Source organism: Agrobacterium larrymoorei (assembly GCF_013322225.1).
Taxonomy (GTDB): domain Bacteria; phylum Pseudomonadota; class Alphaproteobacteria; order Rhizobiales; family Rhizobiaceae; genus Agrobacterium; species Agrobacterium larrymoorei_A.
In genome coordinates, this window is sequence record NZ_JAAMFB010000015.1 from 62,451 (window position 1) to 77,883 (window position 15,433).

The window sequence follows — 15,433 nt, forward strand, 5'->3', positions numbered from 1 at the left end:
GGAATAAACTTTAAATCTCGTTTGGGGCGTACCCCGGTCACTTCTGACCGGAATACTTTGCCTGGATGTCCGCAGCAACGTTGCTTGGAACCGGTGCGTAGTGGTCGAAGGTCATCGAGTATTGTGCACGGCCCTGAGACATGGAGCGCAGGTTATCGACGTACTTGAACATGTTCGCGAGCGGAACATGTGCGCTGATCACGATCGTGATGCCGCGCGATTCCTGACCCTGGATCTGACCGCGACGCGAGTTCAGATCGCCGATCACGTCACCGACGTAATCTTCAGGAGTAACAACCTCAACCTTCATCATCGGCTCGAGAAGCTGTGCACCAGCCTTCTTCGCTGCTTCACGGAAGCAGGCACGCGATGCGATTTCGAACGCCAGTACCGAGGAGTCGACGTCGTGGTATGCGCCATCGAACAGGGTAGCCTTGACGCCGAGCATCGGGAAGCCAGCGAGAGGACCGGAAGACAGAACGCTTTCGATACCCTTCTGAACGCCCGGGATGTATTCCTTCGGAACAGCACCACCGACGATCTTGGACTCGAACTTGAAGTCTTCGCCTTCTGGGTTCGGTTCGAAGAGGATCTTGACGCGTGCGAACTGACCGGTACCACCGGACTGCTTCTTGTGCGTGTAGTCTTCTTCGTGCGACTTCGTGATCGTTTCGCGGTAAGCAACCTGCGGAGCACCGACGGTCGCTTCAACCTTGAACTCGCGACGCATACGGTCAACGAGAATGTCGAGGTGAAGTTCGCCCATGCCAGCGATGATCGTCTGACCGGATTCTTCATCCGTCTTGACGCGGAACGAAGGATCTTCAGCAGCCAGGCGGTTGAGCGCGAGGCCCATCTTTTCCTGGTCGCCCTTGGTCTTCGGCTCGATAGCGATCTGGATAACCGGCTCAGGGAATTCCATGCGCTCGAGGATAACCGGCTTCAGAGGATCGCAAAGCGTATCGCCTGTTGTCGTTTCCTTGAGGCCAGCCAGAGCAACGATGTCGCCAGCGAAGGCTTCTTCGATGTCTTCACGGCTGTTGGAGTGCATCTGCAACATACGACCGACGCGCTCGCGCTTGTCCTTGACCGTGTTGATGACGGACGTACCCTTTTCAAGCTTGCCCGAGTAGATGCGTGCGAAGGTGAGCGAACCGACGAAGGGGTCGTTCATGATCTTGAACGCGAGCATGGAAAGCGGCTCGGAATCGTCAGCGTGACGCTCGATTTCGGCTTCCGTCTTGAAGTCGATGCCCTTGATCGCAGGAATGTCCAGCGGAGAAGGCAGGTAATCGACAACGGCGTCGAGAAGAGGCTGAACGCCCTTGTTCTTAAACGCGGTACCGCAGAACATCGGGTGGAACTTCACGTCGATGGTGCCGCGGCGAACGAGTTCGCGGATCTTGTCGTTGTCCGGCATGTCGCCGTTCAGGTAGGCTTCCATCGCTTCTTCGTCGATCTCGACAACGGTCTCGATCAGCTTTTCGCGATATTCTTCAGCCTTGGCCTTCATGTCTTCCGGAATTTCGACGACGTCCCACTGAGCGCCGAGCGATTCGTCGCGCCAGATGAGTGCGTTCATCTCGATCAGGTCGATAACGCCCTTGAACTCGGTTTCCGCACCGATCGGCAGCTGCATGACAACTGCTGTAGCGCCGAGACGGGTCTTGATCATTTCTACCGAGCGGTAGAAGTCAGCGCCGGTCTTGTCCATCTTGTTGCAGAAGATCATACGCGGAACGTTGTACTTCTCTGCCTGACGCCAGACGGTTTCTGTCTGCGGCTCGACACCGGCGTTGGCGTCGAGAAGCGCAATAGCACCGTCGAGAACGCGCAGCGAACGCTCGACTTCAATGGTGAAGTCAACGTGGCCGGGGGTGTCGATGATGTTGAAACGGCGCATCTTGCCATCGCGACCCTTCCAGAAGGTCGTGGTAGCAGCAGAGGTGATCGTGATGCCACGCTCCTGTTCCTGCTCCATCCAGTCCATCGTGGCTGCGCCATCATGAACTTCGCCGATCTTGTGCGACTTACCGGTGTAGTAGAGAATACGCTCGGTGGTGGTCGTCTTGCCGGCGTCGATATGCGCCATGATACCGAAATTGCGGTAGTCTTCGATTTTATATTCGCGAGCCATAACGGACTGCCTTTCGGATCGGTTAGATTACCAGCGGTAATGCGAGAATGCGCGGTTGGCGTCAGCCATCTTGTGCGTGTCTTCGCGCTTCTTGACGGCAGAACCACGGTTGTTCGCAGCATCCATGAGTTCGCCGGACAGGCGATCGACCATGGTTGTTTCGTTGCGCTTGCGCGCAGCAGCGATCAGCCAACGGATGGCGAGAGCCTGACGGCGTTCCGGGCGAACATCGACTGGAACCTGGTAGGTTGCACCACCAACGCGACGCGAACGAACTTCGACGTGCGGAGCAACGTTGTCGAGCGCGGAGTGGAACACGCCGAGCGGCTCAGACTTCGTCTTGCCCTGAACGACGTCGAATGCGCCGTAAACGATGCTTTCTGCAACGGACTTCTTGCCATGAAGCATGATGGCATTCATGAACTTGGTGACGACCAGATCACCGAACTTTGGATCCGGGTTGATCTCACGCTTTTCTGCACTATGGCGACGGGACATACTATTTGTCTCTCAACTTTGAATGACGCTTTACCACGCGGAGAACCTCGCGCAGCGCCGGAATTTGTGAAGCCGAATTACTTCGGACGCTTTGCACCGTACTTCGAACGACGCTGCTTACGGTTCTTGACGCCCTGCGTATCGAGAACACCACGGATGATGTGGTAACGAACGCCCGGCAAGTCCTTTACGCGGCCGCCGCGGATCATGACGACAGAGTGTTCCTGAAGGTTGTGACCTTCACCAGGAATGTAGCCGATGACTTCGAAGCCGTTGGTCAGGCGGATCTTGGCAACCTTACGAAGAGCCGAGTTAGGCTTCTTAGGGGTCGTCGTGTAAACGCGTGTGCAAACGCCGCGCTTCTGTGGGTTTTCCTGCAGAGCAGGAACCTTGTTACGCTTTACCTGTGCCTGACGTGGCTTACGGATCAGCTGGTTTACGGTAGGCATATAACCATCCCTTGCAAAAACTACTTTAGCCACTCTTGACGAGTGGCGGCTATACCGTTTCCGGCAACGATGCACGCATAGCCTCATGCGCAAAACGTGGCCCGATCCGGTTTTCACGGATGGACCACTCAATGCAGAGGACGTAAATTCTTACGTCTTGCGTGCAACATTCGTGTCTCGTACGTGTTTTTGGTTCCCTGTTTGAGGTGATGTCCGGAACGAGTCATCCCAGACGGCCAAACCTCACATTGGCTCCGATGGCGGGCGTACTACTGTTTTAGCCAGCTTTCGTCAAGGGTGAATCCGAATTTAGTCCTCACGCCGCAGGCCGCAACGCCTTGGGAACAGGCGTTTCGAAAGGGATTTACCATAAAGCCCCTCCCCGTTTAAGGTTTTCCCATTCAAGCCTTTGGCTTTTCATAAAATCCGTCTATTGATTCCCTCAAGGCGACCACAGGAACAAAAGCCGCTGGCCAAGTTTCGGACATGGTCCCACGAACACAGTTTATAAAAGAGGAATCGCGTCATGATCACAGAACCAGACAACGACAACGGACGCGACGACGCCATGGTCTTCATCGTTATTGGCAAAGCCTATGAGCGCGAAGACGAAGACGGCATCGACATTCACATCATCCTGCGCGCGCCGGACGATGACACCGCTGTCCGCGAAGCCCTTAACGCTCTGTCCGAAGAAGGCTTTCTCGAAGCAGACCTGGATCAGATCGGAATGCTCACCGAAATCCCCGATGAAGAGCCACATGCGTCCGCCTATCAGGGCGCATTAGAAGGTGAAGTGGCGATTATCCGGTTTGCTTAATTCACGCCTGAGCGCACTACGCTTGCTGGCGCGCTCAGGCTATACCGACAAAGACCGCTAGTGATCGCGTGATTGAAAGCAACATGTCGTCGTCTATACGACCAAACGCTGGCCCAATCTTTTCACGCATAACCGTCATCGACTTATCGACCATGACCTGAGACGGCTTCGTCAAACCGTTTTGAGGCGACGGAGTAACCGTAATACGGATGAAGGGTGCTTCAACCAGCGTTCCTGAAAGCAATAATACGGTAACAGTCGCTGTTTCTGAAAAGTAATCCGACTGGATAACAAGAGCCGGGCGCGGCTTTCCGAAATCGCCAGAGACAGAAACAGTCACAAAATCCCCTCGCCTCACTCGGAAGCCTCATCAGCCAAGTCAGCCAACGCAGCGTCCGCGAATGCATCGAATTCAATGTCATGCGCATCGGCAATAGCCACCGCTACTGCCTGACGACGACACTCTTCTGCGAAACCAGTACGTCGCGTGTCTGGCACCCATATTTGAACCGGACGAAGGCCAGAGGCACGCATGGCTTCGCGCCGCTTGTGCACACGTTGATTAACCGAGGTCACCATATCACTTCTCCAAAAATTGTTACATGTAACAGTATACGTGGAGACTTTGTATGTAAAGTGTGGGTTCTTCATGCACCACTGACTCACTTAACTTGGTACTCGGCTCCGGGAGAAACGGATGAAGGATCGTTGGATACAAACAAGTGAGACGGAGGATGTGGCAGGATCAATCCGCCACGCTATACGAGCAGCACAGTTCGTTGCCGAGGACCCCTTAGCGTGGAAATGGGTCGTATTGGCGTTGCATTCGGCGCTACAAGGCGCATGCGTTTGCCACCTTACCACAACTGCAACTCCATTGGGTGCAGTAACCAAACGCAACGCCCTCGAGTGGCATGCCTATTTTGAAAACTCCGTTACTGATCCTAAAGTCAAACCGCCAGACATCTATTTGATGGCGCTTCCAGATTTGCTTCTAGCCGTGAGGAAACCTTATTCAGCTGGGGATCGCAGCAATGCTGCCGGTATCGTAATCAATCAAACTGAATTGCGTTGGTTACGGCGCTTTCACGTAGATATCAGGAACCAGTTCGTGCATTTTGCGCCGATGGGTTGGTCAATTGACATGTCAGGAATTCCCGAGATTGCAAAGCTAATGGCGCGTTATCGGAGAAATTCTTTCGGTCGGATGGGCTTTTCGGCACCAAAGCCTTGCCAAACGTGAAGAAATGCAGAGAAGCCTCCAAGCTTTGGGAAAAATCGAGTGGCCCGTATATGTCCCAGTTGCTACCGAGACGGTAGTTGAAACGGACTGAAGGCTGTCGTTTCGTAGCTGTTCTTATCGAACTAGACGAGAGCTGAACACACCGTAAGCCTACCGCCTTAAATCGTTCTTTGAAACGCAAAAACGCCCGGATCACTCCGGGCGTTTCTATTTCAACCAGCCAGAACCTCTTTACGAAGCCCCCCCCGCCCTGACGACCGATTACTCGGCAGCCGGAGCCTTGTCGGTCATGTCCTGCAGCATCTGGTTGGCAGAAGCGGAGCCTGTGCTCTTCTTGCGCTCCTCGATGATGAGGTCGTCGCGGGTCGTCGCGATACGGCGGATCTGCGTCATGGTGCCACCAGTACCGGCCGGGATGAGGCGGCCGACGATGACGTTTTCCTTGAGACCCTGCAACGTGTCCGTCTTGCCGGCGATTGCAGCTTCCGTGAGAACCTTTGTGGTTTCCTGGAACGAAGCAGCCGAGATGAAGGACGGCGTCTGAAGCGATGCCTTGGTGATACCGAGCAGAACCGGCTCGCCATAGGCAGGCTTCTTGCCTTCTTCGATCAGACGATCGTTGTTGTCTTCCATCTCGATGCGATCGACGCTGTCGCCGACGATGTAATGGCTGTCGCCTGCATCGGTGATTTCCACCTTCTGCAACATCTGACGCACGATCACTTCGATATGCTTGTCGTTGATGACAACGCCCTGCAAGCGGTAGACTTCCTGGATTTCGTTCACGAGGTAGGAAGCGAGTGCTTCCACGCCCTTGATCGCCAGAATGTCGTGCGGTGCCGGGTTACCATCGAGAATGTATTCACCCTTCTCGATGTAGTCGCCTTCCTGAAGATGGAAGGGCTTGCCCTTCGGGATCAGGTATTCGACTGGCTCGACGCCATCTTCCGCAGGTTCGATCTGAACGCGACGCTTGTTCTTGTAGTCGCGGCCCAGACGGATCGTGCCATCGATTTCGGCGATGATAGCGTGATCCTTCGGACGACGCGCTTCGAAGAGTTCGGCAACGCGCGGCAGACCACCGGTGATGTCCTTGGTCTTGGCGCTTTCCAGAGGAGAACGTGCAAGCACATCGCCCTGGAAGACCTTCATGCCAGGCTCGACCGAGAGGATAGCGTCCACCGACAATGGGAAGCGTGCTTCGCTACCGCGAGCCAGCTTCATCACTGCACCAGATGCGTCCTTGATGACGATGGCAGGCTTCAGATCGGAACCACGTGGTGTCGAACGCCAGTCGATAACCTGACGCTTGGTGATACCGGTGGATTCGTCGGTCGCTTCGAGAACGGAGAGACCGTCGACCAGATCTTCGAAGTGAACCGTACCTTCCACTTCCGTCATCATTGGACGGGTGTAAGGGTCCCATTCTGCAAGACGCTGACCGCGCTTGACCTTGTCGCCATCATCCACGAACAGCTTCGAGCCGTAGGCTACGCGCTGCGAGGAACGCTCGACGCCACGCTCATCGAGAATGGTGACGGACATGTTACGCCCCATCGCGATGAGAATGCCTTCGGAGTTGCGCAGGCTGTTACGGTTCTTGATCTGGATCGTACCTTCATACGACGCTTCAAGAAACGACTGGTCAACCACGTTGGCCGTGCCACCAAGGTGGAACGTACGCATGGTCAACTGTGTGCCCGGCTCACCGATGGACTGAGCTGCGATAACGCCGACGGCTTCGCCCATGTTGACAGGTGTACCGCGTGCAAGGTCACGACCGTAGCAGACGCCGCAAACGCCAACCTGAATTTCGCAGGTCAGAGCCGAACGAATGCGAACGGACTGAATACCAGCCTTCTCGATGGCTGCGACATCGGCTTCGTCCATCAACGTGCCGGCCTTGACGAGGTTTTCACCTGTCACCGGATTGTCGATGTCATCGAGCGATGTACGACCGAGAATACGTGCGCCGAGCGAAGCAACGACCTGACCGGCATCGACGATGGCAGTCATGGTGAGGCCCTTGTCGGTGCCGCAATCACGGGAGTTGACGATGCAGTCCTGTGCGACGTCCACGAGACGACGTGTCAGGTAACCGGAGTTGGCCGTCTTCAAGGCGGTGTCTGCGAGACCCTTACGGGCACCGTGGGTCGAGTTGAAGTACTCGTTAACGGTCAGGCCTTCCTTGAAGTTCGAGATGATCGGCGTCTCGATGATTTCGCCCGATGGCTTGGCCATCAGGCCGCGCATACCACCAAGCTGACGCATCTGGTTCGGAGAGCCACGCGCACCGGAGTGAGACATCATGTAGATGGCGTTCATCGGCTTCTGACGACCGGTCTCCTGGTCGAACTCGACGGCCTTAATGCGGGCCATCATGTCTTCCGCGACCTTCTCGGTTGCCTTGCCCCAGGCGTCAACGACCTTGTTGTACTTTTCGCCCTGAGTGATCAGGCCGTCATTGTATTGCTGTTCGTATTCCTTGACCAAGGTTTCGGTGTCGCCAACGATCTTTTCCTTGGTTTCAGGAATGATCATGTCGTCCTTGCCGAAGGAAATACCGGCGCGGCAGGCATGCGTGAAGCCAAGCTGCATGATGCGGTCACAGAAAATGACCGTGTCCTTCTGGCCGCAATGACGGTAGACCGTGTCGATCATCTTGGAGATGTTCTTCTTGGTCATTTCCTGGTTGCAGGTCTCGAACGGCACGTTGACGTTCTTTGGCAGAAGCTCGCCGATGATCATACGACCAGGGGTCGTTTCATAGATCTTCGAAACAGGCTTGCCATCGGCATCAACAGTCTTGAAGCGACCGCGAATTTTCGCATGCAGCGTCACGACCTTGTTTTCCAGAGCATGATGCAACTCGCCCATGTCGGAGAAGGCCATGCCTTCGCCAGGCTCGCGTTCGTTCATGATCGAGAGGTAGTAGAGACCGAGAACCATGTCCTGCGAAGGAACGATGATCGGCTGGCCGTTTGCAGGGTGCAGAATGTTGTTGGTCGACATCATCAGCACGCGTGCTTCCAGCTGCGCTTCAAGCGACAGTGGAACGTGAACAGCCATCTGGTCGCCGTCGAAGTCGGCGTTAAAGGCCGTGCAGACGAGCGGATGCAGCTGGATAGCCTTGCCTTCGACCAGCGTGGGTTCGAAAGCCTGGATGCCCAGACGGTGGAGCGTCGGCGCGCGGTTCAGAAGAACCGGATGCTCGCGGATAACCTCATCCAGGATATCCCAGACTTCCGGCTTTTCCTTTTCAACCAGCTTCTTGGCCTGCTTGACGGTGGAGGAGTAACCCTTCGCGTCGAGGCGGGCATAGATGAACGGCTTGAACAGTTCGAGCGCCATCTTCTTCGGAAGGCCGCACTGGTGCAGCTTCAGCTCAGGACCCGTCACGATAACGGAACGACCGGAGTAGTCGACGCGCTTGCCGAGAAGGTTTTGACGGAAGCGGCCCTGCTTGCCCTTGAGCATGTCGGAGAGCGACTTCAGCGGACGCTTGTTGGCACCCGTGATGACGCGACCGCGACGGCCGTTGTCGAACAGCGCGTCAACGGATTCCTGCAACATACGCTTTTCGTTGCGGATGATGATGCCCGGTGCGCGAAGCTCGATCAGGCGCTTCAGACGATTATTACGGTTGATGACGCGGCGATAGAGATCGTTCAGGTCGGACGTCGCGAAACGGCCACCATCCAGCGGAACCAGCGGACGCAGGTCCGGCGGGATCACTGGAACGACCTTCATGATCATCCATTCCGGACGGTTGCCGGATTCCATGAAGTTCTCGACGATCTTCAGGCGCTTCATCAGCTTCTTCTGCTTGAGGTCCGAGGTCGTCTCGGCCAGATCGGAACGCAGGTCGCCCGCAATCTTCTCAAGGTTCATGGAAGCGAGCATTTCATAGATCGCTTCAGCGCCGATCATGGCGGTGAACTGGTCTTCACCGAATTCATCGACAGCGATCATGTACTCTTCTTCGGACAGAAGCTGGTTCTGCTTCAAAGAAGTCAGGCCAGGTTCTGTCACGATGTAGTTTTCGAAGTAGAGAACGCGCTCTACATCCTTCAGCGTCATGTCGAGCAGGGTCGAGATACGCGAAGGCAGCGACTTCAGGAACCAGATGTGGGCAACAGGTGCTGCGAGCTCGATATGGCCCATGCGCTCACGACGAACGCGCGACAGCGTGACTTCCACGCCGCACTTTTCGCAGATGATGCCCTTGTACTTCATGCGCTTGTACTTGCCGCAGAGGCACTCGTAGTCCTTGATCGGTCCGAAAATGCGCGCGCAGAACAGGCCGTCACGCTCAGGCTTGAACGTGCGGTAGTTGATGGTTTCCGGCTTCTTGATCTCGCCGTAGGACCACGACAGGATTTTTTCCGGCGAAGCGATCGAAATCCGGATGGAATCGAAATGCTGCGCGGGCACCTGCGGGTTGAAAAGATTCATGACCTCTTGGTTCATGCCTTGTCTCCTTAAGGGGTGGAGCCCCTTGCTTGCATCTGGCGCGATCTTTCCCGGGCTGACCGGCCAGTGCTTCAAACATGGATCTATCCGCAAAATGCGGCGAAAGTGTCCATTCACGAACAAGCATCCGTGAGCGAACTGGCAGGCGCCCTTTTGAAGCGCCTGCCTTCTTTGATCTTATTCCGCCGCGTCGGGCAGCTGATCGGCGCCCTGCTGCTCATCGAGCTTGGAGTTCTCCAGCTCGACGGAAAGGCCCAGAGACCGCATTTCCTTGACGAGAACGTTGAAGCTCTCCGGAATACCGGCTTCGAAGGTATCGTCGCCACGGACGATCGCTTCGTAAACCTTGGTGCGGCCCGCCACGTCGTCAGACTTGACGGTGAGCATTTCCTGCAGCGTGTAGGCTGCGCCGTAAGCTTCCAGAGCCCAGACTTCCATTTCCCCGAAGCGCTGTCCGCCGAACTGCGCCTTGCCGCCCAGCGGCTGCTGGGTGACGAGCGAGTAAGGACCGATCGAGCGAGCGTGGATCTTGTCGTCGACAAGGTGGTTCAGCTTGATCATGTACATGTAGCCGACGGTGACCTTACGGTCGAAAGTTTCACCGGTACGACCATCGTACAGCACGGACTGACCCGACTCGTTCAGACCAGCACGCTTCAACATCGAGGCAACGTCAGGCTCATGCGCACCGTCGAAGACCGGCGTCGCAATCGAAACGCCCTTCTTGGACTGTTCGGCAAGACGGATCAGGGACTCGTCGTCGAACTGAGACACTTCGTCCTTGGCTTCCGAAGCGTAGACTTCGGTAAGCTCACGCTTCAGGTCGGTGATGTCGAGCGACTTGTGATACTCTTCAAGCATATCGCCGATCTTCTTGCCCATACCGGCGCAAGCCCAAGCGAGGTGCGTTTCGAGAATCTGACCGACGTTCATGCGCGAAGGCACGCCCAGCGGGTTCAAGCAGATGTCGACATGCGTACCGTCTTCCAGGAAGGGCATGTCTTCGACAGGCACGATACGCGAGACGACGCCCTTGTTACCGTGACGGCCAGCCATCTTGTCGCCCGGCTGGATCTTGCGCTTAACAGCAACGAAGACCTTGACCATCTTCATGACGCCTGGAGGCATTTCGTCGCCGCGCTGGACCTTCTCGACCTTGTCCATGAAGCGCTGTTCAAGGCGCGACTTGGATTCGTCGTACTGACCGCGAAGCGCTTCGAGTTCGGCCTGAACCTTCTCGTCTTCGACAGCGAACATCCACCACTGCGAGCGGGGATATTCAGAGACGACGGCGTTGGAAAGCTCGACGCCCTTCTTGAAGCCCTTCGGACCGGCAATGGAAACCTGGCCGCGCAGCATGTCGACCAGACGGCCGTAAACGTTGCGGTCAAGAATTGCCTGTTCGTCGTCGCGGTCCTTGGCCAGACGCTCGATTTCCTCGCGCTCGATAGCCATCGCACGTTCGTCCTTTTCGACGCCGTGACGGTTGAACACGCGAACTTCGACGACCGTACCGAACGTGCCCGGAGGCATGCGCATGGAGGTGTCGCGAACGTCGGAAGCCTTTTCACCGAAGATGGCGCGCAGAAGCTTTTCTTCCGGCGTCATCGGGCTTTCGCCCTTCGGCGTGATCTTGCCGACGAGGATATCACCCGGCTGAACTTCCGCACCGATGTAGACGATACCGGCTTCGTCGAGGTTCTTCAGCGCCTCTTCCGAAACGTTCGGAATATCACGCGTGATTTCTTCCGGACCAAGCTTGGTGTCACGGGCCATCACTTCGAATTCTTCGATGTGAATGGAGGTGAACACGTCGTCGGAGACGATGCGCTCGGACATCAGGATCGAGTCTTCGTAGTTGTAACCGTTCCATGGCATGAACGCGACGAGCGCGTTGCGGCCAAGTGCCAAGTCGCCGAGATCGGTCGAAGGACCGTCAGCGATGATGTCGCCCTTGTTCAGAATATCGCCGACGGCGACCAGCGGACGCTGGTTGACGCAGGTGTTCTGGTTGGAGCGCTGGAACTTCTGCAGACGATAGATGTCAACGCCGGACTTGCCAGCATCGAGATCTTCCGTTGCACGGATAACGATACGCGTCGCATCCACCTGGTCGACCACGCCGCCACGACGGGCTGCAATAGCGGCGCCGGAGTCGCGGGCAACCACTGGCTCCATGCCGGTTCCGACAAACGGAGCCTCGGCACGCAGAAGCGGAACGGCCTGACGCTGCATGTTCGAGCCCATGAGAGCGCGGTTGGCGTCGTCGTTTTCCAGAAACGGGATGAGAGCCGCAGCGACCGAAACCAGCTGCTTCGGCGAAACGTCCATCAGGTTGATGTTGTCACGCGGAGCCAGCATAACTTCGCCGGAGTGACGGCAAACCACGAATTCTTCCGTGAATGCGCCTTCAGCGTCCAGCTCGGCATTAGCCTGAGCAACGTAATACTTCGCCTCTTCCATAGCGGAGAGGTAGATCACGTCCGTCGTCACCTTGCCGTCCACGATCTTGCGGTACGGGCTTTCGATGAAGCCGTACTTGTTGACGCGGGCAAAGGTTGCGAGCGAGTTGATCAGACCGATGTTCGGGCCTTCCGGCGTTTCGATCGGGCAAATACGGCCATAGTGGGTCGGGTGAACGTCGCGGACTTCGAAGCCTGCGCGCTCGCGGGTCAGACCACCCGGTCCAAGAGCCGAAAGACGGCGCTTGTGGGTGATTTCCGAAAGCGGGTTCACCTGGTCCATGAACTGCGACAGCTGCGAAGAACCGAAGAATTCACGAACGGCAGCAGCAGCGGGCTTGGCGTTGATCAGGTCCTGCGGCATTACGGTGTCGATTTCGATCGAGGACATACGTTCCTTGATCGCGCGTTCCATACGCAGCAGACCGAGACGGTACTGGTTTTCCATCAACTCACCGACGGAACGAACACGGCGGTTGCCGAGGTTGTCGATGTCGTCGATTTCGCCCTTGCCGTCGCGCAGTTCGACCAGCATCTTGACCACGGCCAGAATGTCTTCCTTGCGCAGCGTGCGCACGGTGTCTTCCGCGTCGAGGTCGAGGCGCATGTTCATCTTCACGCGGCCAACAGCCGAAAGATCGTAACGCTCGGCGTCGAAGAACAGCGAGTTGAACATGGCTTCGGCAGAATCCATGGTCGGCGGTTCGCCCGGACGCATGACGCGATAGATGTCGAACAGAGCGTCCTGACGGTTCTCGTTCTTGTCTGCAGACAGCGTGTTGCGAATGTAAGCGCCAACATTGACGTGGTCGATGTTGAGAACCGGAATCTCGCCAAAGCCGTTGCCGAGGATGACGGTCAGCGTCTTGTCGTCGATTTCATCGCCGGCTTCGAGATAGATTTCACCCGTCTCGTAGTTGACGATGTCTTCCGCAAGGTAGTTGCCGTACAGGTCTTCGTCGCTGGCCTTCAGGGCCTTGAGGCCCTTGTCGGATAGCTGGCGGAGCAGACGCGGAGTGAGCTTCTTGCCAGCTTCAACGACGACTTCGCCCGTGTCGGCATCAACCATTTCGGTGATGACCTTGGCGTTCTTCAGCGTCTCAGGCTGGAATGGAATCCGCCAGCTGTCGCCTTCACGAACATAGGTAGCCTTGGTGTAGAAGGTCGACAGAATTTCTTCGCCGTCCATGCCGAGCGCCATCAGCAGCGACGTAACCGGGATCTTGCGGCGACGGTCGATACGGGCGAACACGATGTCCTTGGCGTCGAATTCGATATCGAGCCACGAACCGCGATAAGGAATGACGCGAGCAGCGAAAAGGAGCTTGCCGGAAGAGTGGCTCTTGCCCTTGTCGTGGTCGAAGAACACGCCCGGCGAACGGTGCATCTGAGACACGATAACGCGCTCGGTACCGTTGACGATGAACGTACCGTTGTTGGTCATGAGCGGCATGTCGCCCATGTAAACGGACTGTTCCTTGATGTCCTTGATCGACTTTGCGCCTGTATCTTCATCGATATCGAACACGATGAGGCGCAGCGTCACCTTGAGCGGCGCTGCGTAGGTCAGATCGCGCTGACGGCATTCCTCAACGTCGAACTTCGGCGCTTCGAATTCGTAAGATACGAATTCGAGCATGGATGCGCCGGAAAAATCGGTGATCGGGAATACGGACTTGAAGACTGCATTCAATCCCTCGTCGGGACGACCGCCCTTGGGCTCGTCAACCATGAGGAATTGGTCGTACGAAGCCTTCTGAACCTCGATGAGGTTCGGCATTTCCGCTACTTCTGGAATTTTGCCGAAAAACTTGCGTACGCGCCTGCGACCGTTAAACGAAAGGGTCTGAGCCATCGTCGCTCCTTTAAAATTGCATCCGGGCCTGCAACGGACGGGAACCGATGGCCAGTCGACCCCGTCGAACAATGGGTAAATTCAATCTCGTTCCACATCCCGGATCGATCAGGCCGGATTGCCTTGATGAGCCGGTTCGGAACCATTCTCTTGAAGAACCCATTACCCAAGAACCGTTTTCACGCGGTTCTTGGGTAATCGGTTTCAACAAAGTAACAAATGGGAGAAGGATTTCCTTCTCCCATCCGGTAATCAGAAGATTACTTAACGTCGACCTTAGCGCCGGCGTCTTCGAGCTTCTTCTTGAGGTCAGCAGCTTCAGCCTTGGAAACAGCTTCCTTAACAGCCTTAGGAGCGCCTTCAACGAGGTCCTTGGCTTCCTTCAGGCCGAGACCTGTGATGCCGCGAACTTCCTTGATGACGTTGATCTTGTTGGCGCCAGCGTCAACGAGGATAACATCGAATTCAGTCTTTTCTTCTTCAGCAGGGCCAGCAGCAGCAGCACCGCCAGCAGCAGCAACTGCTACAGGAGCAGCAGCAGAAACGCCCCACTTTTCTTCGAGCAGCTTGGAAAGCTCAGCAGCTTCCAGAACTGTCAGAGCGGAGAGGTCTTCAACGATCTTTGCGAGATCAGCCATGTTATAGTTCCTTTAATTCGGTTCGAACCGGTTTGAATATTTACAGCGAAAAACCGCCTTAAGCGGCTTCGTCCTTCTTTGAGTAAGCCGAGAACACGCGTGCAAGCTGGCTTGCAGGTGCTGCGACAACCGTAGCGACGCGCGTTGCAGGAGCCGCGAAGAGGCCCAGCAGCTTTGCACGCAGCTCGTCCAGCGAAGGCAGGGTCGCGAGCGACTTGACTGCTTCGGCGTTGAGCGTGGTTGCACCCATGGCACCGCCGAGAACAACGACTTTATCGTTGGTCTTTGCGAAGTCCATGACGACTTTCGGAGCAATCATAGGGTCAGTGCTGTATGCAATCAGCGTCTGTCCCTTGAAGAGATCGATGATCCCTTCCGACTCCGTACCCTGAAGAGCGATCTTGGCCAGGCGGTTCTTCGCGACCTTGACGGTGCCGCCAGCAGCACGCATTTTCGAACGAAAATCGTTCATCTGCGCAACTGTGACACCAGCATAGTGGGCCACGACAACTGAACCGGAAGCCTTGAAGACTTCGTTCAGCTCCGTGACGAATTCGCGTTTTTCCGCTCTTTCCACTGTCTGTCTCCAGTAGATGAATACACATTGAATGTGCACCCATCGGGTTTGCCTTTGCCTCAAGGAATTTCGTCACCGAAATCCCAAGCGACGCTTGAGGATCCTGTCCCCCGCTCTGTCGCCGCAAACGGCTTCAGGCACAGGCACATCAGGTTCGAACCGGATTATTAAGCACCACTCGGTGCGAAAATCCGGGCTCTTACCCGTCTCATGCAGGCAAAGTGATTAAGGACCTAACCACCTGCAATCTCGGACAGGAATTCCAGGTTTCCCTGGAAATT

The 15,433-nt window shown here is 56.1% G+C and carries 11 protein-coding genes; 2 read left to right on the top strand and 9 right to left on the bottom strand.

All coding sequences use genetic code 11. The annotated features are described in order from the left end of the window. Positions 1–37: 37 nt before the first annotated feature. The 3 genes from fusA to rpsL all read right to left on the bottom strand — a co-directional run bounded on the left by fusA (position 38) and on the right by rpsL (position 3,084). Positions 38–2,137 (bottom strand): elongation factor G, encoded by a 2,100-nt coding sequence (fusA, locus tag G6L28_RS08595; RefSeq protein ID WP_174063361.1) that lies wholly within the window; start codon positions 2,135–2,137, stop codon positions 38–40. A 27-nt stretch (positions 2,138–2,164) separates the two neighbouring features. Further along, positions 2,165–2,635 (bottom strand): 30S ribosomal protein S7, encoded by a 471-nt coding sequence (rpsG, locus tag G6L28_RS08600; RefSeq protein ID WP_174063362.1) that lies wholly within the window; start codon positions 2,633–2,635, stop codon positions 2,165–2,167. A 77-nt stretch (positions 2,636–2,712) separates the two neighbouring features. After that, a complete protein-coding gene (gene rpsL, locus G6L28_RS08605) occupies positions 2,713–3,084 on the bottom strand; it encodes a 30S ribosomal protein S12 (protein WP_003507760.1) in 372 nt (123 codons plus the stop codon). Positions 3,085–3,610: 526 nt separating this feature from the next. Between rpsL and G6L28_RS08610 the strand changes: the two genes are divergently transcribed. After that, positions 3,611–3,904 carry a transcriptional regulator gene (locus G6L28_RS08610; protein ID WP_174063363.1) on the top strand — a complete coding sequence of 98 codons (294 nt, stop codon included), beginning with the start codon at positions 3,611–3,613 and terminating at the stop codon, positions 3,902–3,904. 34 nt (positions 3,905–3,938) lie between these two features. On the opposite strand, the gene G6L28_RS08615 is transcribed toward G6L28_RS08610, so the two are convergent. Further along, positions 3,939–4,262, bottom strand: a complete 324-nt coding sequence (locus G6L28_RS08615; RefSeq protein WP_174063364.1) for a type II toxin-antitoxin system PemK/MazF family toxin — start codon at positions 4,260–4,262, stop codon at positions 3,939–3,941. Next, the gene (locus G6L28_RS08620; protein ID WP_174063365.1) at positions 4,259–4,483 is read right to left on the bottom strand and encodes an antitoxin MazE family protein; all 225 of its coding nucleotides are present in this window, start codon (positions 4,481–4,483) and stop codon (positions 4,259–4,261) included. The genes G6L28_RS08615 and G6L28_RS08620 overlap by 4 nt, the downstream gene beginning before the upstream one ends. Positions 4,484–4,601: 118 nt before the next feature. Between G6L28_RS08620 and G6L28_RS08625 the strand changes: the two genes are divergently transcribed. Then, the gene (locus G6L28_RS08625; RefSeq protein ID WP_234902507.1) at positions 4,602–5,147 is read left to right on the top strand and encodes a hypothetical protein; all 546 of its coding nucleotides are present in this window, start codon (positions 4,602–4,604) and stop codon (positions 5,145–5,147) included. A 261-nt stretch (positions 5,148–5,408) separates the two neighbouring features. Here the strand turns inward: G6L28_RS08625 and rpoC are convergent, their stop codons facing one another. From rpoC to rplJ, 4 genes are all read right to left on the bottom strand, one after another. Further along, positions 5,409–9,617, bottom strand: a complete 4,209-nt coding sequence (rpoC, locus tag G6L28_RS08630) for a DNA-directed RNA polymerase subunit beta' (RefSeq protein ID WP_174063366.1) — start codon at positions 9,615–9,617, stop codon at positions 5,409–5,411. A 180-nt stretch (positions 9,618–9,797) separates the two neighbouring features. Beyond that, positions 9,798–13,937: a DNA-directed RNA polymerase subunit beta gene (gene rpoB / locus G6L28_RS08635; protein ID WP_174063367.1), complete on the bottom strand. Its 4,140-nt coding sequence runs from the start codon at positions 13,935–13,937 to the stop codon at positions 9,798–9,800. A gap of 260 nt (positions 13,938–14,197) precedes the next feature. Next, positions 14,198–14,575 carry a 50S ribosomal protein L7/L12 gene (rplL, locus tag G6L28_RS08640; protein WP_174063368.1) on the bottom strand — a complete coding sequence of 126 codons (378 nt, stop codon included), beginning with the start codon at positions 14,573–14,575 and terminating at the stop codon, positions 14,198–14,200. Between the two features lie 58 nt (positions 14,576–14,633). Continuing rightward, positions 14,634–15,152, bottom strand: a complete 519-nt coding sequence (rplJ, locus tag G6L28_RS08645; protein WP_062450732.1) for a 50S ribosomal protein L10 — start codon at positions 15,150–15,152, stop codon at positions 14,634–14,636. Positions 15,153–15,433 lie beyond the last annotated feature (281 nt).

Bases quoted from the DNA above. Each gene is read 5' to 3' on its own strand.
- fusA (WP_174063361.1), bottom strand. From the start codon at position 2,137: ATGGCTCGCGAATATAAAATCGAAGACTACCGCAATTTCGGTATCATG.
- rpsG (WP_174063362.1), bottom strand. From the start codon at position 2,635: ATGTCCCGTCGCCATAGTGCAGAAAAGCGTGAGATCAACCCGGATCCA.
- rpsL (WP_003507760.1), bottom strand. From the start codon at position 3,084: ATGCCTACCGTAAACCAGCTGATCCGTAAGCCACGTCAGGCACAGGTA.
- G6L28_RS08610 (WP_174063363.1), top strand. From the start codon at position 3,611: ATGATCACAGAACCAGACAACGACAACGGACGCGACGACGCCATGGTC.
- G6L28_RS08620 (WP_174063365.1), bottom strand. From the start codon at position 4,483: ATGGTGACCTCGGTTAATCAACGTGTGCACAAGCGGCGCGAAGCCATG.
- G6L28_RS08625 (WP_234902507.1), top strand. From the start codon at position 4,602: ATGAAGGATCGTTGGATACAAACAAGTGAGACGGAGGATGTGGCAGGA.
- rpoC (WP_174063366.1), bottom strand. From the start codon at position 9,617: ATGAACCAAGAGGTCATGAATCTTTTCAACCCGCAGGTGCCCGCGCAG.
- rpoB (WP_174063367.1), bottom strand. From the start codon at position 13,937: ATGGCTCAGACCCTTTCGTTTAACGGTCGCAGGCGCGTACGCAAGTTT.
- rplL (WP_174063368.1), bottom strand. From the start codon at position 14,575: ATGGCTGATCTCGCAAAGATCGTTGAAGACCTCTCCGCTCTGACAGTT.